This window comes from Sphingobacterium paludis (assembly GCF_004364125.1).
GTDB classification, from domain to species: Bacteria; Bacteroidota; Bacteroidia; order Sphingobacteriales; family Sphingobacteriaceae; genus Sphingobacterium; species Sphingobacterium paludis.
Genome location: NZ_SNZV01000004.1, coordinates 52,598 through 74,112, shown reverse-complemented (window position 1 = coordinate 74,112; position 21,515 = coordinate 52,598). Strand labels below are relative to the sequence as shown.

Genomic DNA, 21,515 nt, shown 5'->3' with positions numbered 1-21,515 from the left:
TTAGATATTAAGTTAGCGACATCGAGCTCGAATCACTTGTTTGCTTCTGCCTACTCGCACCTACCACAAAAGGCTATATGCGATCTATCTCCATTTCGCCAAACCAAAAAGCTTGAACCAACCTTTAGCTGTTGCACAAGAAGGGTTTAGCAATCAAACGGTACAGAGCCGATCAATAACGTTCATAAACAATTTCATTTCAACATTTGAACCAGGCGCGGTGCTGTGGTCGCATGATTCTATTTTTTAACGCTAGGCGAACATGTATTTTGCGTGTATTTCATAAATACGATCGCTGCCGTTTGTGCCATTGATTTCCGCACTGGTATAACTCGGGTGCAGCCAATCACTCACTTCGGGAGCTGCCTTCTTCCTGAGATAAGACTCATAGTTAAATGCTCCCCAGCCTTCCTCAAAAGTCGGGATATACCCTATTCTATAAAACGCGGCCACATCTTTTAATGCGGCTGATATTTGACCCAAGCGCGGCAGGAATGCGCCGCTATTCTCATACGAGAATCCGGGCGAGCTCAGGAAAATACGCATCTTATTATTTTTCGTGAGCAGCCACTCGACATAGTATTTAGCTTGGCCATAGATGCTGCTTGTTAATGGATCCAACGATGCTGGATCATCGATCGTGCCGATCGGCGCACCCGACCCGGGAATGGAAGGGTGTCCCACGCGGCTGTTTTGCCCCAAGAACACCACGGTACAGTCTACCCCGTTTATCGCAGCCTCTGAAGGCAAGGGGAAATACCGATGCGTAGCCGAAAACGTGATGATCTGCTGTAGTTGACAAAATGTCTGTCCGCCTTGTGCACATCTATACAACTGCGAAAAACCATAACGCTTTTGAATTTTCCGCGCAAAGTTACCGCCGTCGATAGCGCTGTATTGATGCGTCCAGGAATCGCCCATATACATCAATGTTTTGCCATACCAACTGCTGCGCAGCCCTTGATCGAAATTGCTGTGATTCAGAATCGTGCCGGTGCCTAAAGAATCGCGAAGATTTGCAAAGAAACGTTCGCCCAATGCCAGATAGGTCGTTTGGTTGGCTGCATTTAAAACCATGCTATACTCCGCCGCGGTAAACGCTGCAGCTGTCGCTGTTGTAAACGTTATCCTAATATAGGCTGCTCCGGTAGGTACGATACTGTTTTGCACCATTACACCGGTCACCGCATTTTTATTTATGTCGTAAAAATGGTTGGTAAATGCGCCCATGATCACTCCGTAAGCATTATTGAACCGCGTTGCCGCATACCTGTTCCCGACAATGACCGGGAAGAAATCCGTGGTGCGGTAAGCCTCATCGCCATCCAACAGGCCGTCGGGCAATGTTCTGCCGACAAACAGCGTATAGTTTCCGTTGGCGATATCGCCTTCCTGCTGTACAATGTTGGTATTGGCCCTGTTGATGATAGGCGCCAATGCCTCCTGCGCCTGTAGCCGCTGTTCTACACCATTCTTGTAACCCGTAATCCGAAGTACCTTAAAACTTCCTGAAGCCAAGTTGGCACCGCTGACAAAAATCTTGGATAAGTTCGCTACCGCAGGAACTGTTATTAACAGTCCGATCGCGGTAGTATCTAAACCGATATTTCCCTTAGCGTCCACAGCCACTTTGTTATCCGCCGTGGCATACATAAACACGGGAACGGTAGCAGGTACTGCGCTGAAAATAACATATTGTTCTCCTGCCATAACATTTGGTATTTCCAGATACTGTCGTCCTGGCCCAGTTAGAAAAGAGATCGTTGCGTTAACAGTACCGCTAGACGATGCATATACATTGGTCACGGCGCCAGACGATAGATCGACCTCCGTTGCCCAAGAACCGTTTACATAATCCGTGAATAGCTTGCTACTAATAGCTTCTTGCGGATTTCTGTTTTGAATGTTGGTGATCCTAGCACCATTAATCTTGAGTAACCATTTAGGGCTTGCTCCGGGAATGTCTAGCCCTGTAGCTGTCTGATCGGCTGCCAGACACCATAATTTACCCGCACTTGTTACAAATTGATCAGTCGTGCTGACCCAAATGTAGGTCACGTTGCTGTTCCATTCGCTCAGGTTTGCAACATTTCCTGGTTCCTCTTCAGGATCATCTACATCATACAGAACCCAAGCTGTTCTTGCCCAACCCCAGGCCAAGCGCCGGCCTTCTGCAGCTTCAACAAGCATACCGTCTACCTTGTACCATCCCGCAGATGCCTCGCTCTTAAATAGCTGCCCCTCCGGACCTGGCGCCAGATGAAACGCCGCTGCCGATGATTCACCTCCAATAAACGGTGAACTGCTATCCATCTCAAAGAAACGCCTATCATGTAAATTGTCTTGGTCAAGCTTGGCACCCTCAAAACCAGTGTCTAGCTCACCCATAAAACGCGTTAAATCTTGCAGGTCTTTGTCGTGGCCGGAATTCGACCAGATAATTTTTGCCATAATTTTTTTTATTAGTAAGGTATTTTATTTATTATCAGTAAATACTAATTACATAGTACTGACGAACAGACGACAAACTGTTGTTAGAGCCTTCCATGGGAATCTATCGGAGTGAATGAAGTTTGTTTAAATGATTATTTTATTAAAAATTAATAGATTAAGATTTACTAAAGAATGACGGATAAAGATATTTGGAACGAAACATCAATAAAGTCATATGCACATTACACTTTTCACAGCAAGTATTCAGAATTATTAAAATTCTAACACCAAATATATATTAAATTTAAGATAATTACAAATACTACTTGTTAAAATTATACTATGTAATCATTAACAAGTAGTTTAGGTATAGACAGCGAGGAAATGTTGGATTTCAGGCAGGCTGAGACGCTCAAAGCTGCCTATTAACGAAGAAATTATTGGTATTTTGGAGATAAAGTATAGAAAATAGCTTTTCAATTGGAAAACACTTCCAATTAAAAGTTTTATACGAAAAAAAGCGCTCCCATAAATCTGTATTTCCGATTTGCATGGTTGCGGTTCGCCTTAGCACTACTTATTGATCAAGCGGAGGTGGCATCGCTTGTAACATCTTAAGGGGCTGGGGGGCGCTTTTCATGCCGGTCAGCGCCTCCCGCATTACGTTTATTCTCCGATGGCATAATAATCAAAACCGAGCTCTTCGAGCTGTTTGCGGTTGAGTAATTTTCGTCCATCAAAAACAAACGACGGACGTTTCATGCCGGCCTTCACCTTCGCCCAATCGTAAGTTTTAAACTCATCCCACTCCGTAAGCACTGCTACAGCATGTGCGCTATCGAGCGCTTCGTAAGGGTCATTTACAACTTTGACAAGACGTCGATTGTCCTCCGGCGAACGCGTCCCTAGATAGTCCAGATCGCGATACACCTGCTCTGCGGTTACCTTAGGGTCGTATACGATAACATGAGCTTCCTCGTCCAGCAAATGATCTGCTACATGAATGGCTGCCGATTCACGGGTATCGTTTGTGTCTTTTTTAAATGCCCAACCAAGAAATGCGATATCTTTTCCATTTACGGTGTTGTACATGGTCTTGATAATCTTCTCCGCAAAGCGCGTTTTCTGATGGTCATTCAATAAAATTACCTGCTCCCAATAGTTGGCTACTTCATACAGATTGTACGATCGAGCGATATAGACCAGATTGAGGATATCTTTTTGAAAGCAGGAGCCACCGAATCCTACGGATGCCTTTAAGAATTTCGAACCAATACGGGAATCTTGTCCGATAGCGCGCGACACTTCATCGACATTGGCTCCCGTGACTTCACAGAGTTCGGAGATAGCATTTATGGAAGACACGCGCTGTGCTAGAAAAGCATTCGCTACCAATTTCGAGAGTTCTGATGACCACAGATTTGTGGTGATAATACGCTCGCGTGGCACCCACGCTTCGTACACTTGCACCAGTGCTTCGATGGCTTCTGCACTTTCCCCACCGATCAATACGCGATCTGGATTGTGCAAATCGGATACAGCGGTGCCTTCTGCTAAAAATTCTGGGTTGGACAGAATATGAAAATTCACGCCGTTTCCGGTATTATCCAGGATGCTTTTTAATGCCTCGGCCGTTCGTACGGGCAATGTGGATTTTTCGACCACGATTTTATCCGTGCTGGCTACCTCTGCGATTTGTCGAGCACAGAGTTCTATAAATTTTAAGTCTGCGGCTTGCCCTTTACCCTTTCCATATGTTTTTGTGGGTGTATTAACCGATATAAAAATCATATCGGCCTCTTGGATCGCTTTATCCACATCGGTCGAGAAAAAGAGGTTGCGTCCTCTCGCTGCCCCCACAACGGCGTCCAAACCGGGCTCGTAGATGGGAAGCTGACTCAAATCGTCGTTGTTCCATGCTGCGATACGCGCCTGGTTCATATCAACGACCGTTACTTCCACGTCAGGGTTTTTCTGCGCGATAACGGACATCGTTGGTCCGCCAACGTAGCCTGCGCCAATACAGGTGATTTTCTTAACTCGATTCATTTGTCTAAAAGTAACAAAGATTAGGCGCAGGAAAAACTAAAAAGGTATATTTTACGAAATTCTGAATACTTTTTAAACGATCTGCTACACTGCCCTACTGGCTGTGCTTTTGCTATTATCGACGATTTCACGGTAGCGGGCAGCAATCAAGCCCAACACTTCGTCCTCCGTTAAGTCAGATGTGTCCACATAATACGCATCATGTGCCTGAACTAAGGGGCTTTCTTCGCGCGTGGTATCGTGCTGATCACGCAAAAGCAAATTGTCCATGATCTCGGATAGACTAATGTTCTCTCCTTTTGCCATCAATTCGGCATAGCGCCGTTTGGCACGAACATCGGGCCGGGCATTCATAAATATTTTAAGATGGGCATGGGGAAAAACTACGGTGCCAATATCGCGACCGTCCATAATTATGCTTTGTGAACGACCGATCTCTTGGAGCTTATTGACGATAAAATGGCGCACTTCCCGTAAGGCACTTATTTTACTGACCCGGCTAGATACGTGCATTTGACGAATAACGGATGAAACATCTCTTTCGTTTAAAAAGGTGCGGGTTTCCAACCCATCAGCCAGCTGTGCTAACATTATGCTGTCGAGCGCTTCGTTAACCTTTGCTTCATCAGCTGTCTCCAGCTCATTCTCGATAAAGAAAAGGGTAACCGCGCGATACAATGCACCGCTATCAACAAACAAAAAGTTAAGTTTACTCGCCAGCGATTTTGCGATGGTACTTTTCCCACAAGAAGAATAGCCATCGATAGCAATGATAAAGTTCTGTTCCATTAGCGAATTGCATAATTTACACTCAATATACCTCCAACGTTGGAATAAAGCTGGCCGAAATCTGCTGCAACGCGAGCGCCCAATTTCCATTGCCCAATAGTATGCCTTATTTCCATAAGTGAATAGCATTCAAACTGCCCATCTCCATATAAATATTGCATTTGCCGTGATCCGTAGTTGATCACTGGCGTAACTTTCGCTCGAAAGGCCCAGCTGTCTGACAGCTTAAATTGCCCGGCAACATTTCCACCAACCAATCTATTGTTGATAATATTAGAACTCTCATTGTTGGCATTCACCCAATCCAATGGTTCAATAGGTAAATAATCGCTGGCGTAGGTGCGATTCGTTAACAGCGCGTTGCCCACGACCTTTCCTTCATACTCCCAGCCGGTCTTATAGGAGCCATTGTTGTACAAACTTTGACGTTCGCCATCGGAAAACCCTTCCATCTGTTTCGTATAAATAAATTCGACCACGACAGATTGCAACCAATGTTTCCGATTTTTATTATCCAACCTTAAGCCTGCCAATCTATCCATATTGCGGATATCGATTCCTTTTCCACTTTCGAATGGTGTTTGGTTATAAAAGTGGAGCGAGAATTTATCACTATCGAAATAAAATCCCAGTTCCGCCAGGCCGCGTTGATCTCCCGCACGATTGGGTCTGATACCAATGTCGGGTACACTACCGTCATTGGATTCGCTGACAAATAACACGTCCAAAAATCCACGAAAGGAGCGATCCAAAGAAATGCCATTTGCTGGCCGCTGCCCTCCCCACTCTGTGTAGTGCTGCACGCCTCCATACGGCTTCCATTTCCCAAAATTAATTCGGCCATAAAAAGATTTTTCGTGCAGCCAAGAGTCCATAAACCGGTTGTCGCCAAACCAACCATGCCCCAACATTCCTTTAAATTCCAAAACACCTTTTGTCCAAGGAATACGCACAAAATCATTAACACCGATTGTTATTTTCGGAATGGGAAGTGCATTACCGCTCGTTCCGAGGGATCCCATGGAGAGGTCGGGATCAAGATCGTCCCACAGGTCGCGGTGCCGTCCGCCGCGGATAAACCAGTCTTTGTACGTTAACTGTACATAACCCTGCTGTAGTACCGTTCGACGATAGTGCTCCGCGTTAAAGACGGTAGCTCCATAGCTTAGTTTTACCGCAGAAGCGGTATCGCTAAGCAGACGCATGCTGCCTAAACGATGCGTGTTCGAAGCCTCCAACCAGGTTAGTTGATCAAACTGTTCATTACTCGCTAGGCCGAATCTGTTGGCCTTGGCCCACAAAGGCTGAAATCCCTTAGACGCAACCTGCACTTGCGTACCCACCTCAATACGCAAGGAGTCTGAAAAACTATCCTGCGCGCTCGCGGCAGCTAAGCTAAACATCAATAAAATGGATAAAGCTATCTGTTTCATAAAAATAATGTGTTTTTAATGTCCGTCATCCTCTTGGCATATCCAGATTAGGTTGATGCCTGTCTGGCCGCTATGGACATTTTATATACTCCAATAATTAACTGTTTCTTGCATGCTTTATGTTACGTTATCCGCCGCTGTGTGGATTATGCCCATGATGTACAGCGCTATTTCCCGGCGGTTATTTTTCAGATACGGTCGCCTATCATTTTTGATAGAATACCAACTTACTTGCGTTCTGCTCAAAATTCCGCAGAATCTGCTCTTTCTCTAAATACTGTTGGGCATAGTTTCGTGCATTTTCCTTGTATATTATGGTATCGTTAAACAAAGCTATACGGATGCCATCTTGTAGGGCGTGATCGTTTTCGGGTTGCACCAATATGCCCATCTGAAATTGATGTACAACATCGTATAAGGTGGTGCCTTCGCTTGCTGTAATTAGAGCGCAGCCCCCCGCAGCTAGTATCCCTGTTAGCTTACTCGGCATGACCAAGTCAGCTGCTGACGCTTTTTGCAACACCAAATGCACATCAGCCATGGCCAAGAGCGCGGATAACTTCGCATAGGGTTGCAATGGAAAAAAGAATACATTGGAAAGTAAACTTTCTTCGGTTTGCTGCACCAGTTTATCTTTACCGCCGCCGGATCCACAGATTACAAACTTGATCGTAGGATCGTTTTTGAAAGCAGATGCTGCGCGTATAATGGCATCTAACCCTTGCTTTTCTCCAAGATTCCCACTGTATAACACGATTTTATCGGTGCTGGTAAAACCCATTTCTCGTCTCAACGATTGCTCTTGAGGTAATGGGAAAACGACGGTGCTATCTACCCAATTTGGGAAGAACATCATCTTCGCAGGCGCAATTCCTTTTTTCACAATTTTGTTGTGCATGCCTTCTGATATGGTGGATACGCGCGTGCCTCGCTTTAAAAAGAAGCGTTCCAGCCCAAACATGATGTCAAGGAAAGTCTTGTTTTTGATCATACCCAGGTCTTTTGCCGCATCAACCTGTAGATCTTGGATATGGTTTATCCAAACAGCTTTACGAATACTTTTGTACAACCAAGGGAATGATGATAAATGGAACGGTGGTGCAATACAAAACAGCACATCAAATTTCTTGGAAAACAGCGCTTTTATCCAAAATGGGATCGTTGATGCCAGGAAAGAAAACTCATGCAAGATACGCTTGATCGAGGTAACCTCTCTCGGCACGTACAACGGAACCCGATGCACTTTGACTGCATTGCGATTTTCCATGAACCAACCTTTATTCTTGTAGTCGGGATGGATTTCCCATTCTGGATAGTAGGGCAATGCCGTGAGCACATGCACATCATGCCCCTGAGCGGCAAGCCATTCGGCCATCTCTCCTGTATATTTCCCGATTCCGGTCAGTTCCGGCGCATAATTAATGCCGTGAATTAATATCCTCATATGCTTCGCTAGCTCAAATCTATTTGGTAATTCTCTTTAATAAATTGCTTAATTTTTGCGGGATCTTCGCCGCAATGTTTTTTTATCTCATACACTTTGGCATCGACCAGGGTGCGATACCACCATCCCTGTAAGAAGTGCCACAGAAAACCCTCTTTGCCTTCCAAGAAGCCCAATTTAAATATGTAGCGGAAGATGAAGTAAATGAAGCTTCGCCAGAACAACGGCATTTTTGCATACTTCTCCTTTTTTTCCCGCTTTTCATCAGCATCTTTAGACAGCATGCCGTAGCTTTTTTCATGACGAACAAGGTCAAATTCAAAATTTAGTAGCTCCACCGCCTCTTTTATGCTGTAGTTGTTGTGCTTGGCGATCCACCATCCAAGTGGATTTAAATTATCGTCATAAAAACAGTGCTCCCATTGTATGGACAAGCCCTCTGTCAGCACGATATGCTCATCCATCCAACGGTTTTCACAAAACCCTTTGCCGTAGCGGAATAAGCGGAGCATATTCCATTGCACATTTCCCCTGTTGATCGCTCTCCCCAAAAAGATCATTTTACGTTCCATAACGATTCCGCATACCTCAGGTGAAACGCTCGGGAACTTCGTATGGATTTCATCGATCAGCGCATCGGACAGGTATTCATCGGCATCTAATCGGAATATCCATTCGCTGGATATGGGGAGGTTTTGCAGACCCCAGTTAAATTGCTTTGCGTGGTTATTCTCCCATTTATTTTGATAAACGATAGCCCCCATAGACTCGGCAATTTCTTTCGTCCTATCAGTAGAAAAAGAATCAACCAGAAATACCTCCTGTGAAAAGCGTTGTGCATTTTGTACGCAACGTTGGATATGCTTTTCTTCGTTATAGGTCAAGATGATCGTAGCTATATTAACATTTTTCATTTTCAACTTTTTCTAAATAAGTAGGTTTTCCGCTTCCCAATTCGTCCATCATGTTTCCTGCAGTATGCTCTCTCTTTCCTGAAAGCTAGCTGCCCAAGTCTATATTATAATTTTCTTTAACAAATTTTTTGATCTTAAGCGGATTATCGCCACAGTGCTTTTTTACCTCGTATACTTTTGCGTCGACAAGGCTACGATACCACAGCCCCTGCATGGTGTGCCATAGAAAGCCCTCTTTTCCTTCTAAAAAACCGAGCTTAAAAAAATAGCGGTAAATAAAATAGCTAAAGCTTCGCCAAAATAGAGGCATACGGGCATACCTTTGCTTTTTTAGTCGCTTATCTTCGGCATCTTTTGACATCTCTGCAGAAAGATGCGAATTGTTTTCCGGCAGGAAGTTTAACTCTATATTTAAAAGATCTACCGCCTCACGAATGCTATACCCATTATGCTTCGAAATCCACCACCCTAGGGGATTCAAGTTATCGTCGTAAAAGCAATTTTTCCATTGAACAGACTTTCCTTCCGTCAATACGATATGCTCATCCATCCAACGCTCTTCACAAATGCCTTTACCGTACTTAAACAAGCGCAACATATTCCATTGCACGTTTCCACGGTTGATAACTTTACCCAAAAAGATCATCTTTCTTTCCATCACTACACCCGAAATATTATCCGCCATTGTTGGAAACTTTTCATGGATTTCATCAATAAGTGCATCGGATAAATATTCATCGGCATCTAATCGAAAAACCCAGGGTGTTTTTATAGGTAGGTTATCCAAACCCCAGTTCAACTGCCTTGCGTAGTTATTTTCCCATTTATTTTGGTAGACGATAGCGCCCATAGATTCCGCGATTTCCTTGGTTCGATCACTAGAAAAGGAATCAACCAAAAAAATAGTCTCCGAAAATCGCTTCGCATTTTCAATGCAACGCTGAATATGCTTCTCTTCGTTATATGTTAATATAACGGTGGTTATCTGATCATGAACCATTGCTTAATACTCTGAGTTTAATAAATTTTGCCGGATTGCCGGCGTATATGCTCCATTTTTCGGTGTTTTTAGTCAACACTGCGGATGCGCCAATGATGCTACCTTCAGCTACTGTTACCCCCGGCCCAATGAATGCTGATGCACACACCCAAACTTGGTCTTCAATTTTTATAGCCGGCCGGATTAATGGCAACGAAGGATCTGTATAATCGTGCGTTCCAGCGCACACATGCGCCATATGACTGATGGTTACCTTCTCCCCTAAGGTAACTGGGCCTAGATTGTATATAAATGCATGTTCGCCAATTGCACTCCAGTCTCCGATGGTGAGATTCCATGGAAACGTTATCCGAGCAGAGGCATAAATATGCACTTGCTTGCCTATCTTAGCTCCAAATAGCCTTAATATAAAGTTGCGATAGCCAAACGCTGTCCGCGGCGAATACCTGAAAAAGGGCTTAGCGAAACTCCATAATATCCGTTTCACATATACCCATTTGGAATACTTTAAATCTTTCCGATTTGCTTTAATGTCCAGTTCACTCATATCTCAAATCTTTTTATTACTCGAACGCACGATAATTTCATAAAGGTCTTGCAACTTCTTCGCGGAACTTTCCCAAGTGAAATGGTCGCTCACGAGCTGATAGCCACGCTGCCCGATCTCTTGCCGCTTCTCGATTGGCATCGCAAAAAATGTGGATAAAGCGTTCGCGATCGTGTGCACATCGGTATCGATCTGCAACGCTGCTTTGCTTTCAAAACCTTCAGGCAAATTACACATCGGCGTCATTAAAACCGGAAGCTTGTATGCCCATGCCTCTAGAATGGTCATCGGTAAACCTTCTCCATGGGAAGGAAGAATATACCCGGATGCCTGTCTATACATCCGTTTTTTCTCGTTATCGAAAAGACCTCCATGAAAGATCACCTGTCCCTCGAGTTCGTATTGTTTAACAAGATCTTTTAGCTTCTCATCAAAATTTTCTTGTGCCCAACCGACGATATCCAGCACCCAATGACGAACTAAATCAGGATGGGTTTCCCTGACTTTCGCAAAAGCTTCAATCAGCAGGTCTACCCCTTTTTTGGGATGCAGTCGAGCCAAAAACAGTAAGCTTTTACGCCCATCGGACGGAGCTACCGCATCCGCTTCCGCCGGTAGATTAATTCCGTTCGGGATTTTTGTGATCGGCTGTTTTAATCCGTATTCCCGAATGTCTTCCCATTCCTTTTGCGATAGCGCCTGAAAATAATCGCTGTTTCGAAAGGCCTTTTTTGCGAATAACACATCGCCAACGATTCTTTTTAAACGCCCTTGGTTCTGCAAAATGTAGGGATCTAACATGCCATGCGGAGTAACAACGACGGGTTTCCCGGTGTGCTTTTTCCATGTGGAAATAAATGCGTGCGGATAGCGCCACAGCCCATGCACGTGTAATATATCGGCGTTATGCGCCAGTATAGCCTCCTTTATCTCTGCCGAGTACTGGAAGAAATTTTTAGCGTCGAAGAGTTTGATTGGAATACCCTCCCATTGATGGATATCGCTATCCGTATGCTCATCGCGGTACGAAAAGATGGTGATATCGATTGTGTTTCTTAACACCAGACACATATCCTTCAGGGCGTCAAAAAGCCCACCGGCATTTCGTGAAACGGATGATGTTAATAGCGATACTTGGATACGGTCCTTCATAACAATGTTAAATGCGCCCTCCTGTTAGCAACCTATAGAAAGCAGGGACAATCTTTATTAAGTAAATGGCAACTATGGCTGCAAAAAGATAAAACAACAGTGGAGAGATTAAGTAAGAGAGTAGATAGCCAAATGATGTTTTTCCTACTCCAATTACGATGAGTTTTCTAATAATATTAATGGTGGGTTCATGATACAGATATACGAAAAAGGTAAATGTACTGGCCCGCAAGATCAGGGAATGCTTCGGCGCGAGGGCGCTGTTTTGGCTTACATAGTCGTAGAATAACCAACAGCCAATAATCCCCAGTAAAATCACCACATTATCGCTGTAGAATGGCAGATGAATGATTAACGGAAAACAAAGCTCGATCATACCGATTGAAATAAATAACAGCATGAATAACCATGACCACTTTGTGCGGAAATAATTGATATTAACATGCTTAAACCCTATCAATCCGCCAAACGTAAACCATAAGAATGATGTGGACATACTTGTTGGCAGATGGGGAAAATGGATCTCTCTAAATAGCAGAAAAATCAAAAGCGGTATAACCAACCAGCCTAAATACCGCAATAACAAATAGATAAGGGGAGAGATAACGACCAACAATATCAAATCTCTTAAATACCATAATTGAAATGCGAGTGGCGAATCTCGCCCCTCGTTCATCCAAAAAACACTTCTTAAGAACCGAAACACATTAAAATCTTCCGAAAAATAATCTGGAGCGCCATTAAAGAATTTGGATAGTGCAGGGATTATCGACAGCGAATAGGTTAACACGAAAAAAATACAGGCGAAGACATAGGGCAAGAGCAGAGACCGGACCCGCTTTCTTTGATTGACAAACACGGATTGGATATGCTGATTAACCTTTAGAAAAAATAGAAACCCAGAGGTTATAAAGAAAAATGGAACAGCCATTCTTCCAATTTTACCGCTGATAATGGCTTGAACGTAGAAATTGATGTCCATGCCCTGTATTTCTTTTTGATGAAATCCAGAATGTATATAGAGCACGAGTAAGGTTGCTATACAGGAAAACACCTTCAGCTTGTTACTTAAATATCCTTTTATTTCCATAGTAATGAGCAATGAATTGATGCGAATGATTTGGAGTGATACGCTGAGGTTGTTTTCATCTTAGTGTATTTCTAATTGTACGCGTGCCTGCGATCTTTTTGCAACCATCTTCCGCTGCCGTAGGCATCCAAATAAGATTAAAATGGGGAATAAAAAGATAAAAAAGCTTTCTAAGCGCCCGAAAAACAATTGCATCCCGTGCGAAAAGAAGGCGTGCAACCAGGTGACTTGCCAGAAATAGAGCAATAGGTAGTACGTGGAGTATGCCGAATATTTCCATATCCATCCATAGATGTATCCTACCGCGAAAAAGAATAAAAATGAGAAGACGGAAAAGGATGCGAAAGCGGAGGCATACCCCGTCATGGTAGTAACGCCATGTGTCCAAGTGGGAAGCTTTTGCGTGTAGCCATTTTCATAGGTCAACGAATTTTTTATGTCCTCTCCGACCAACCTCTTCGGCACAAAGTTGTAAACAAAGCCATTCCACAGCTGCAGGCCGTAATCATACTCCATGTTTTCCCAACAATAGGCTATTCCTTTCGCAGCATTTGCTATATCCATCCCCAAAGTTTGCTCTGTTCCATCCTCGGAGAAAGATTCGGTAAAATTTTCATAGAACGAATCACCAAAAGCTTCACCATCTTTAATATAATTTCGGATCATGGTGATACTCGCACTAAACACGGCGCCAAAAAGAAACATGCCAAGAGTGAAGTATTTTACTTTTTTATTAAAACCCTTATAAAAATTGAGGAACAATAGGATCGCGAGACCTAACAGTAAAGAGTCTGACCTAGACCCTTTTACTAGAAATGCAAAATTGAAGATGGTCGCAAAGGACAATATCAAAGCGAGGTATACAAAAGTATTGGGCTTGTAGTAGACGACAAGGATCAGCGAAGTGAAAAAGCTGAATTGTGCAAATGCTTTAAGAAACGCCCCTATTACAAAATCGGAATTATCGTCGCGGTATATCAAAACGCTGAGACAGCCTAAAATAGCAAAGAACAGGTTGAGATAAACAAGCGTATCATTCATATTGAGCGTCATGATGGATTTTGGAATTGCCCTGGATTTTCCGCGTTCAAAGCCGTACACGAAAGAGGCGTTACCTGTTATCATGACAAACAATAGTAAGTACAGCAGTTCGTTATCGTATACCGGACTGAGGTAGTAGGTGGTAAGCTGTGGCAGCAATACGCCCAGCGAGACACCCGCCATCAAAAATGGAGCTTGAAACGTGCCACTCTTTATTCTGAAATAGCGAACTATAAAGAATACATTCAGTAGTACATAAATCCAAATCAGTATTACGCTCATCTTTTATCTAAAATACGTATATGTTCTCGCTCAAACATATCCAACAAGCCACCCTGTGTTAGGTTAACCAGTCGGATATTTCTTTTTTTGTATAAATTTGACATCTTATTAAGATCGGCGAAGTGTCTGGAAAACATATACAGATCCCGCACATACTCCTTGCTTGTTTTCGTTAAGTTTTCCTCATTCTTTCCGTAAAAATGACTGTTTGAAACATTCAGCATCTCCAGCGGCAGACCATTGGCATCAAAACCCGTGAAATAAATAGTTTTGTAATCTTGGCTGGCCAAGAAGTCAAAGCAATTTCCCGAAACGCCCACACAATAGCATTTTTTAAAATCGGGAATCCAATGTATTTTCGTGTTGTTATCTATAAACCGTTTAAATTCGGGACGAAACGCCCAAGTGACCGGCAACACTATGGTGATATCAGGCACCATAGCAACAATATCATCAATCCAAGTCAACGACCACTCGCCTGTCAGCATTTTAGGATCCACAAACACATGATATCTCGGCTTTACGCGTGCAAAATCTTGATGCATAAATCCTCTATTAACAAATACCAAATCTACATTCTCGTGAATCTGCGTGATATCTTGCTCCTTCAGCGATGGACCATTTAGAATGACTAATGCTTCCCGTCCTGGCCCGGCTTTGGGCAACTTATCCATGCGTTTAAGTACATGTTGCACTTTAGGATTTAGTGAAGCCTTAACGCCCAACGCCCAATCAATACCCGAACAAATCTGAGCATCTTTTTTTATCATATATTCCCAAAACCCCATTTGTTACTGATTTACTTCTAAAATATTATTCATTTTACGAACCACATCTTCGTAATATCTTTCCCATGAATATTCTTCTTCCACGGTCCGCCGAGCGGCTCTTGACATTGCCGGAATCTTGTCTCTATTGGATCTAAACCATTCAATAGCTTGCGCCAATTGTTCCAGTTGGTTGTAATCATACACAATCCCATTTTCATAATTGATCACGGCATCATTCCCTCCCGATAAATTCGAAGTGAGTACAGGTGTGCCTGTGGCTAGCGCTTCTAAAATAACCAAGGCCAAGCCCTCTCCCAAAGAAGGAAGGATAAACACATCAGCATGCTTGAATTTCTCTGCGATGCGGTCGCGCGTAACAAAGCCTAAAAATTTTATGTTACTACGCTCGTGGTATTTTTCCGGCGTGTCCTCAAAGGCTACCACCCCCCCGGCAATTTCTAGAATAACCTCTTGCTCATTGTACATGGAGACGAGCTCACAAAGGTGATGGATCCCTTTCCTATGCATTACGCCACCTACGAAAAGTAGTCGCAGCGGCTCTGTAGCAAGTCTCTGAGGCTTCTCGTGAAAGGAAAAATCGCGCACAGACACGCCATACGGTATCTTAACTAATTTAGAGAGCGGTACGTTAGCCGCAACCAAACTTCTTTTGACCACCTCGGAAGGAACAAAATAATAATCGCAATGCCGAAAGTCGTCGCGAACATTGCGTAGATGTTCTTCATTCCACAGACTAGCTTCTTGCTTGTAAAACTTATCATGCCCATACAACCTCATGTCTTCCTCAAATATTTCTTTCATATACAAGCGTGAGGAGATGGTGACATCCATAATTACCTTAGTATTTGGAGATTTCTTCTTTATTTTATCGATGTATTTTTTCCCCACACCATCGTATAGAATAACTGCATCGGGCTTTTCTTGGATGACGTAATTCGCTACGTTTCTTCCAAAATAGTCCATGACGAAAGCATCGATGTTAATCTTTTTAAATCGTCTTAAAAAGATGCGCAACAAACCGAAGAATTCGCCAATAAGAAGCACAGAATCGTCCTCCAGTTCGGCCGAGCGGCGGGTACTTGCTTTATTGAGAGTAGCCCCTTTCAAAAGTTTTTTCACCTTCCCCGTTAACGAACTTTGCTTGTCGTAAACCGTTGTTATATACTTTGATAACATACCGGCCCTCTTCAAGGCAACTGCCGTGTGAAAAGAATGTTGTTTTGATACGTGGGCTATGATAATTCTTTTCATGATGTAAATTCTAGTTTGGCACCTTCGATTAATAAAAAGCTTTTTGGAAGGATATAAGCCGCCATACAAACTTCAAACAATAAACTTCCGAGAGCGGCTCCCTGTAGTCCCCAAAATTTAGCACCAACGTAGGTGAATCCTATCGCGAGTACGGAGAATATCAACCCTGCAAAAGATAGTTGATAGGGTTTATTCGTGGCCCGAAAGACGACAGCCGAGGTCCACCATATGGCGTTGAAGCCTGTAGCGGCGATAAAGAAATACCACATGGTATAGGATGGCTGGAGGGCGTTATCTGTCCATAGATTATATATAGGCAAACCAAATGCAGACATAAAAAGCACACCGAGCACCGCAAGGATGGCCGTGACTTTCATCGACCCCATTAGGATACCCTTAGCTTTCGGCAAATTTCCAGCACCAATCTCATATTGCAGCTCTGGAAAAATACTCGCATTTACAATGCTGTAAACTTGGTTTACCGAACGAGAGAGTGTCCGCACGGTATTGAAAATGGCAACGGATTCAGGCCCTAACGCAATCCGAACCACAAAGGTGGTGCCTTGAAACAAAACCGCTTGCCACAATGGCGACATCATATACCCTAGGCCTTTTGCTAAAATAGCTTTGGCGTATACGGCATTGTAGGTTGCTTTAAATTGCTTCCGTAAGCCCAAGATTTTATTGGCGATGAAGGCATAAAGAACGTTGTAGAGTAGCGCAATCACAAACTGACTAATTGCATAAACCACTACACCATAGCCGAGCATAAGCACCGTAAGCCCCACTCCAATATTCAGCAAACTGTTCACCGTACTGAGATTGATACCTAACACCGCTTTTCGTGCGGCTCTGAACCGGGCTTCAAAAAGCTCCATGTAAAAGGTCAACACCTTGGACAGGATCATAAAAGCTAGGGCTGTGAGCGCTTCATCTTGCGGGATGAGTGAGTTTTTCAACCAATTGAAATGATAGGCCAGCGCGATGCCGATCGCCCCTAATAGTACAGAAACGAGAATGACAGCAGACACGACCAAAAAGCCGGTATACCCCATATTTCTGGCTTCCTGCCGTTCGCCGGCTGCGTATTTGAGGACGAATCCATTTGCTGCTGCTGAACCCATCCCTAAATCGGTAAATGCTAAAACGGATGGAACAATCGTTAACGTCAACCATTCACCATAATATGCCGCTCCCCACTGGGAAATAAAAAAGGGTACCAGGAATAATTGTTCCAATATCCTAACCCCTTTTTGCCCGGCGGTGGATATCCCATTTTTAATGATATTTCTTTTTGTTAGTGACAAGGTTTCTGTGTTTAAGCTTGTGTGCCTGTAAAGCGTGCCCTCTAAATATACTGCTTGATTTTATCCTCAAGCTTCGATTTCTCTTCCGCAATTTTGTCCATATTGGGATACATGATGCCTTTATTCGACTTATAGTCAAATCCTAATCGATCAAAAATGACGGCGCGCGGCGTGTCGAAAAGGAACCTCGCAGGCTTATTACATGCTAAAGAAGTCGCGCATGCATGCACACGGTCCGAAACCACAAATTCTGCCGATTTGATCACCTCTAGATAGGTAATGGGATTGAAACTCATAAAGCTATTCGGCATAGCGAAATTGATGTGGTTGAATTTTGTATTTAAGTTCTGGATAAGTCGAACGATTTGATGACCTCCTACTTCTGCCTGTTGTGGCAAGGTGTAATTTAAATGGCGAGCATATTTGAAGGGCAAACCCCATTTATTCTTTCTATGCTTGACTTCTAAATTTTCTATCGATAAGGTCGTTGATGGATCAACATTAAAATCGGGTTCATTTTCCATGTAGAAAGAACTTACGAAAAATGGTTTGTCCATTTTGAAGGTATCCAGCTCCAGCGTCAAATCAACAAGAAAAGCGGTACAGATCCCATCGTATGCATTGGGTACAGCATCTTTAAAGATGTTGTAGGTGAATGAGTCTCTGGAAGAAAAGAAAACGGGTGGATATTTTTTCAGGAAGTCTTTTGCATCATCCAATGTTTGTTTAGTGGATGCCTCATTGGCGCCAGAAACACTAATAAATGCATACTGCTTTCCTGACTCTACTATCTTTTTGATTTTCGTTCCGTAGTCAGCAATCAATGATTTTAACATCGGCCCCGAAAAAACATGGAGGTCGGCGTCCTGCCAGTCCAAAAGATTCAGGGCATTACTTAGTTGCTTTTCCGAACGAATCCTGAATGATCGTTTTATTGGCCCCTCGCCCATTATCACTTTACTATCTGGGTAGAGTTTTTTTAACAGAAAATACAGGGAGTATTGATACCAACCGTCTCCGACATTGTTCCAAGTCGAATTTTCAACTAAAATCTTCATTTTTATTGTTTTTAAAAATATTTAAACTTCCTGTTTAGCTCAAACTAAGCTATCAAAGCTCGTTACGTAGCTTCCTAATCCATGCAGATGTACGTTATTGTACCCTGTAAAATCAATGGCATTATGCTGCGCCGCTTCATGGTCATTTACGGAATCTCCGATCAATACCACTTCGTCAGGATTGTACCCGTTATCCAATAAAACCTGACGAACCAGATCCTTTTTCGGCGTAGGTGAGCCATGGATGGATCGGAAAAATTTATCAAGCCCCAGTTGCTCGCAGATGTAATTCAACTCTTGTCCGTCAGATCCTGATACGACATGCATCGCATAGTTTTGGTGATTATCCTGGATAAATTGAACGGAATCTTGGATTAACAGGTCTTTGTTAATCAATAAGGACAACATCACTTCTGAAAACTTTCCAGCTAGACGCAACACTTCGTCATCTGTGATGGATTCACCCCGAATATGCTCAAAAAAATACCGAAATTTTACGTAGCGCGATAGCCCCCCATTTCGTTGATGAAAGGCGATAAGCGCATCAACCTGCTCTTGCGGATATTCTTTCAAAACTTCCAGGAATCCCAAATCGCGAATTGGCATGGAATCCATGATAACGCCATCAAAATCCCAAAGAAGAACCTTATACTTTTTGAACATGTCCATACATTAATTCCGCAACTTTAAAATCTTCTTCCCAATCCACATCGAAAGACTCCATCTTATCCATCTCAAAAAGAAAAGGTTTTGCACCTAGCCTATTGCCTTCATGCTGATAGATTTGCTTGCTGGTGATAAACATAACGTGGTTGATCTCATATAATGTCTGCAGATCCTGCGTGCGTGGCCAGGGTATCGGTGTAGTATTATTTACGACCTTACCCTCCTCGTCCAACAGAAAATTTCTGAATTTCTCGACGCTTACTAACGAATCGAATCCCTGCTCCAGCCCCTCCAAGTAGCTTGTCACTCCCCGATCGTAGGTAGGGGCATCTGCAAAGGGAGTGGTAACATGCCCCCAAATGATGTGATCGCCTGTGACGACATGAGGGACATAGGCAATAAGATCACTCAGATTGGTTGTATCCAAGCAAAGGTGATCTGGCCTACTGTCAATGACCAGCTTCTCCAAGTTTCCAGGTATGGAGGTGGCTATTTCAATACACGTTTCGTCATTCGTGGAAAGCACGATCTCATGCACCGTTTTCATTTGCAGGAGTTGTTCCAATTTATGGCGAAGTAAACCGCCATCCTTACCCGCGAATGGTCGGGTATTTTTATCGATTACGCGTTGGCTCCCTTTACGCGTGGGCAGGAAAAAGCTTACCTTATTTGTCATATATCATGCTGTAAACTGAGTTCATAGGAATATCGTAGCGTGTTGGTGTAATGGCTTGTACCTGTTTGTTGCTATATTCCAAGAAACGATTAAATAAAAACTCGTTTTCCGCTGTCAATTGACGTTCCTTTTCAGCAATCGGAAAATCGTTATAGCCATCATAGCCTACCAAATAAATCTCTTCTGCTCCCAAGTCATGCGTGATCTGTAGGGCTAGCGCGGTATGTGAATCTTGATATTTATCGGTGAAGGTCACACTTTCTAATTCGAAACTATTGTCTTTGACGCAGCTAGGCACATACGTTCCCATTTTACGCGGAAATGGCGGCAAAATGGTCTGGCCACCAAAATTGCCCAAATCATCAAACACCTTTTCCATGCGATGGCCTTCATTGCCCACTAAACAAAAAATTTGTTCGTTTTCAAGATCTTGATAGGCTAATGCATTCTTCGAACTGGCATGAACGATAGTCACATCTTTATCGTTGCGGATAAACTCTTTGACAGCGTCAACGTGTTCATATGCGCCTTTTCCGCCACCAATCACAACCACACGTTTTGTTGGCCTCTGCGGTTTGAATACGGGAAGTTGCTCGTTGTCCTTTACTTTTTCTTTCTGGTTTTGTAGCGCTTGAATAATACTGTTGAATGAGTAAAAACGTGTGGTTACCCAGTCCATCACATCTTTCTGCGGCAATGAGTTTCCCCCAGAAATCATGTACGGAAGATTCGTCCCCCAATTATATTTTTCATGCAATGCCGAAAATGCATCGACCACGTCGCCTAGGGCGTTGAAGTTTAGATCAAGGCCATGCTGGCTATTTAACGCCGTTAAAAAGAGTTCTGTTTTTAGGTTTCCGGCACCGCGCCCCATTCCCAAAATGGTGGAGTCAATAATTTCGACGCCTTCTTCCATGGCTGTCAAGCTATTGATCAACGCTAGCTCCAAATTATTGTGGCCATGAAAACCTAGCTTCACATCAACCTTAGCGCGCACCAGGGCGATCGTTTCCTTGACATCTGCCGGAAAAACACCGCCATAGGAATCCACCATGTAAAAATAATCTGCTACACCATTGACATGCACAAGATTGTTTAGGAAATCGTCATACTGTTTCCACTTCGACATGTACATCACATTAAATCCCACTTCGAAACCATAGGTTTTTATTGCTTCAGCTAGTCGCACTGCACGCAGCAGCTGCTGTGGATCCAGCGCAATGCGGACCATTGAAACGATGCCTTGAATAGGTTTCAACAACTCCTCCAGATCTTCCACGCGAACATCTTTTTCATTCAAAATGATAACAAGCTTTTTCTGCGTATTGGATTTGATATGAGCCAATTCATAGACGGGCATATAAAAGTACTTCCCTAGGTAGCCATCGATTGGCTTACTTCTGTAACCTACTTCTAAGTAGTCTATAGGCAAATTGTTCGTATGCTTGATGTAGTTATCGACAACCTCTTTACTAAAATCCCAATTGGTATAGTAACCTCCGTCGCGCAGTGTACAGTCTAATATCTTTATCATAGGGAATACTATTAAGTGTTAAAATATTTTAATGCCGCCTGCCGCGGCAGATGCATTT

Annotated in this window: 18 protein-coding genes; all 18 read right to left on the bottom strand. The window is 43.3% G+C overall.

The window, feature by feature from the left end:
* Positions 1–252 precede the first annotated feature (252 nt).
* Entirely contained in the window at positions 253–2,451 is a 2,199-nt protein-coding gene (locus B0I21_RS08585; RefSeq protein WP_133640071.1) for an SGNH/GDSL hydrolase family protein, read from the bottom strand.
* A gap of 648 nt (positions 2,452–3,099) precedes the next feature.
* Entirely contained in the window at positions 3,100–4,482 is a 1,383-nt protein-coding gene (locus tag B0I21_RS08580) for a nucleotide sugar dehydrogenase (RefSeq protein WP_133640070.1), read from the bottom strand.
* A gap of 84 nt (positions 4,483–4,566) precedes the next feature.
* On the bottom strand, positions 4,567–5,271 hold the full coding sequence (gene cmk / locus B0I21_RS08575; protein WP_133640069.1) for a (d)CMP kinase: 705 nt from the start codon (positions 5,269–5,271) through the stop codon (positions 4,567–4,569).
* Positions 5,271–6,704, bottom strand: coding sequence for a capsule assembly Wzi family protein (locus B0I21_RS08570; protein WP_133640068.1), 1,434 nt, complete (start codon positions 6,702–6,704; stop codon positions 5,271–5,273). Before B0I21_RS08570 ends, cmk begins: the two co-directional genes overlap by 1 nt.
* A 205-nt stretch (positions 6,705–6,909) precedes the next feature.
* Complete coding sequence (locus B0I21_RS08565) at positions 6,910–8,148, bottom strand: WcaI family glycosyltransferase (protein ID WP_133640067.1); 1,239 nt, start codon at positions 8,146–8,148, stop codon at positions 6,910–6,912.
* 8 nt (positions 8,149–8,156) lie between these two features.
* Positions 8,157–9,062, bottom strand: a complete 906-nt coding sequence (locus tag B0I21_RS08560) for a glycosyltransferase family 2 protein (protein WP_133640066.1) — start codon at positions 9,060–9,062, stop codon at positions 8,157–8,159.
* An 85-nt stretch (positions 9,063–9,147) separates the two neighbouring features.
* Complete coding sequence (locus B0I21_RS08555) at positions 9,148–10,062, bottom strand: glycosyltransferase family 2 protein (RefSeq protein WP_133640065.1); 915 nt, start codon at positions 10,060–10,062, stop codon at positions 9,148–9,150.
* Positions 10,052–10,609 (bottom strand): LbetaH domain-containing protein, encoded by a 558-nt coding sequence (locus tag B0I21_RS08550; RefSeq protein WP_133640064.1) that lies wholly within the window; start codon positions 10,607–10,609, stop codon positions 10,052–10,054. Before B0I21_RS08550 ends, B0I21_RS08555 begins: the two co-directional genes overlap by 11 nt.
* A 3-nt stretch (positions 10,610–10,612) precedes the next feature.
* Positions 10,613–11,761: a glycosyltransferase gene (locus tag B0I21_RS08545; RefSeq protein WP_133640063.1), complete on the bottom strand. Its 1,149-nt coding sequence runs from the start codon at positions 11,759–11,761 to the stop codon at positions 10,613–10,615.
* Positions 11,762–11,768: 7 nt separating this feature from the next.
* Positions 11,769–12,851, bottom strand: coding sequence for an acyltransferase family protein (locus tag B0I21_RS08540; RefSeq protein WP_133640062.1), 1,083 nt, complete (start codon positions 12,849–12,851; stop codon positions 11,769–11,771).
* Positions 12,852–12,911: 60 nt separating this feature from the next.
* A complete protein-coding gene (locus B0I21_RS08535) occupies positions 12,912–14,174 on the bottom strand; it encodes a hypothetical protein (RefSeq protein WP_133640061.1) in 1,263 nt (420 codons plus the stop codon).
* Positions 14,171–14,944 carry a hypothetical protein gene (locus tag B0I21_RS08530; protein ID WP_133640060.1) on the bottom strand — a complete coding sequence of 258 codons (774 nt, stop codon included), beginning with the start codon at positions 14,942–14,944 and terminating at the stop codon, positions 14,171–14,173. The genes B0I21_RS08535 and B0I21_RS08530 overlap by 4 nt, the downstream gene beginning before the upstream one ends.
* A 21-nt stretch (positions 14,945–14,965) precedes the next feature.
* The gene (locus B0I21_RS08525; RefSeq protein WP_133640059.1) at positions 14,966–16,216 is read right to left on the bottom strand and encodes a glycosyltransferase family 4 protein; all 1,251 of its coding nucleotides are present in this window, start codon (positions 16,214–16,216) and stop codon (positions 14,966–14,968) included.
* Complete coding sequence (locus tag B0I21_RS08520) at positions 16,213–17,523, bottom strand: lipopolysaccharide biosynthesis protein (RefSeq protein WP_133640058.1); 1,311 nt, start codon at positions 17,521–17,523, stop codon at positions 16,213–16,215. Before B0I21_RS08520 ends, B0I21_RS08525 begins: the two co-directional genes overlap by 4 nt.
* A 41-nt stretch (positions 17,524–17,564) precedes the next feature.
* A complete protein-coding gene (locus tag B0I21_RS08515) occupies positions 17,565–18,581 on the bottom strand; it encodes a polysaccharide pyruvyl transferase family protein (RefSeq protein ID WP_133640057.1) in 1,017 nt (338 codons plus the stop codon).
* A 39-nt stretch (positions 18,582–18,620) separates the two neighbouring features.
* Entirely contained in the window at positions 18,621–19,250 is a 630-nt protein-coding gene (locus B0I21_RS08510) for an HAD family hydrolase (RefSeq protein WP_243835995.1), read from the bottom strand.
* Positions 19,228–19,923 (bottom strand): acylneuraminate cytidylyltransferase family protein, encoded by a 696-nt coding sequence (locus B0I21_RS08505; RefSeq protein WP_133640056.1) that lies wholly within the window; start codon positions 19,921–19,923, stop codon positions 19,228–19,230. Before B0I21_RS08505 ends, B0I21_RS08510 begins: the two co-directional genes overlap by 23 nt.
* Positions 19,913–21,457: an aldolase catalytic domain-containing protein gene (locus B0I21_RS08500; protein ID WP_133640055.1), complete on the bottom strand. Its 1,545-nt coding sequence runs from the start codon at positions 21,455–21,457 to the stop codon at positions 19,913–19,915. Before B0I21_RS08500 ends, B0I21_RS08505 begins: the two co-directional genes overlap by 11 nt.
* Between the last annotated feature and the right edge of the window lie 58 nt (positions 21,458–21,515).

Coding starts and splice junctions, on each gene's coding strand:
- B0I21_RS08585 (WP_133640071.1), bottom strand. CDS start 2,451: ATGGCAAAAATTATCTGGTCGAATTCCGGCCACGACAAAGACCTGCAA.
- B0I21_RS08580 (WP_133640070.1), bottom strand. CDS start 4,482: ATGAATCGAGTTAAGAAAATCACCTGTATTGGCGCAGGCTACGTTGGC.
- cmk (WP_133640069.1), bottom strand. CDS start 5,271: ATGGAACAGAACTTTATCATTGCTATCGATGGCTATTCTTCTTGTGGG.
- B0I21_RS08570 (WP_133640068.1), bottom strand. CDS start 6,704: ATGAAACAGATAGCTTTATCCATTTTATTGATGTTTAGCTTAGCTGCC.
- B0I21_RS08565 (WP_133640067.1), bottom strand. CDS start 8,148: ATGAGGATATTAATTCACGGCATTAATTATGCGCCGGAACTGACCGGA.
- B0I21_RS08560 (WP_133640066.1), bottom strand. CDS start 9,062: ATGAAAAATGTTAATATAGCTACGATCATCTTGACCTATAACGAAGAA.
- B0I21_RS08555 (WP_133640065.1), bottom strand. CDS start 10,062: ATGGTTCATGATCAGATAACCACCGTTATATTAACATATAACGAAGAG.
- B0I21_RS08550 (WP_133640064.1), bottom strand. CDS start 10,609: ATGAGTGAACTGGACATTAAAGCAAATCGGAAAGATTTAAAGTATTCC.
- B0I21_RS08545 (WP_133640063.1), bottom strand. CDS start 11,761: ATGAAGGACCGTATCCAAGTATCGCTATTAACATCATCCGTTTCACGA.
- B0I21_RS08540 (WP_133640062.1), bottom strand. CDS start 12,851: ATGGAAATAAAAGGATATTTAAGTAACAAGCTGAAGGTGTTTTCCTGT.
- B0I21_RS08535 (WP_133640061.1), bottom strand. CDS start 14,174: ATGAGCGTAATACTGATTTGGATTTATGTACTACTGAATGTATTCTTT.
- B0I21_RS08530 (WP_133640060.1), bottom strand. CDS start 14,944: ATGATAAAAAAAGATGCTCAGATTTGTTCGGGTATTGATTGGGCGTTG.
- B0I21_RS08525 (WP_133640059.1), bottom strand. CDS start 16,216: ATGAAAAGAATTATCATAGCCCACGTATCAAAACAACATTCTTTTCAC.
- B0I21_RS08515 (WP_133640057.1), bottom strand. CDS start 18,581: ATGAAGATTTTAGTTGAAAATTCGACTTGGAACAATGTCGGAGACGGT.
- B0I21_RS08510 (WP_243835995.1), bottom strand. CDS start 19,250: ATGGACATGTTCAAAAAGTATAAGGTTCTTCTTTGGGATTTTGATGGC.
- B0I21_RS08505 (WP_133640056.1), bottom strand. CDS start 19,923: ATGACAAATAAGGTAAGCTTTTTCCTGCCCACGCGTAAAGGGAGCCAA.
- B0I21_RS08500 (WP_133640055.1), bottom strand. CDS start 21,457: ATGATAAAGATATTAGACTGTACACTGCGCGACGGAGGTTACTATACC.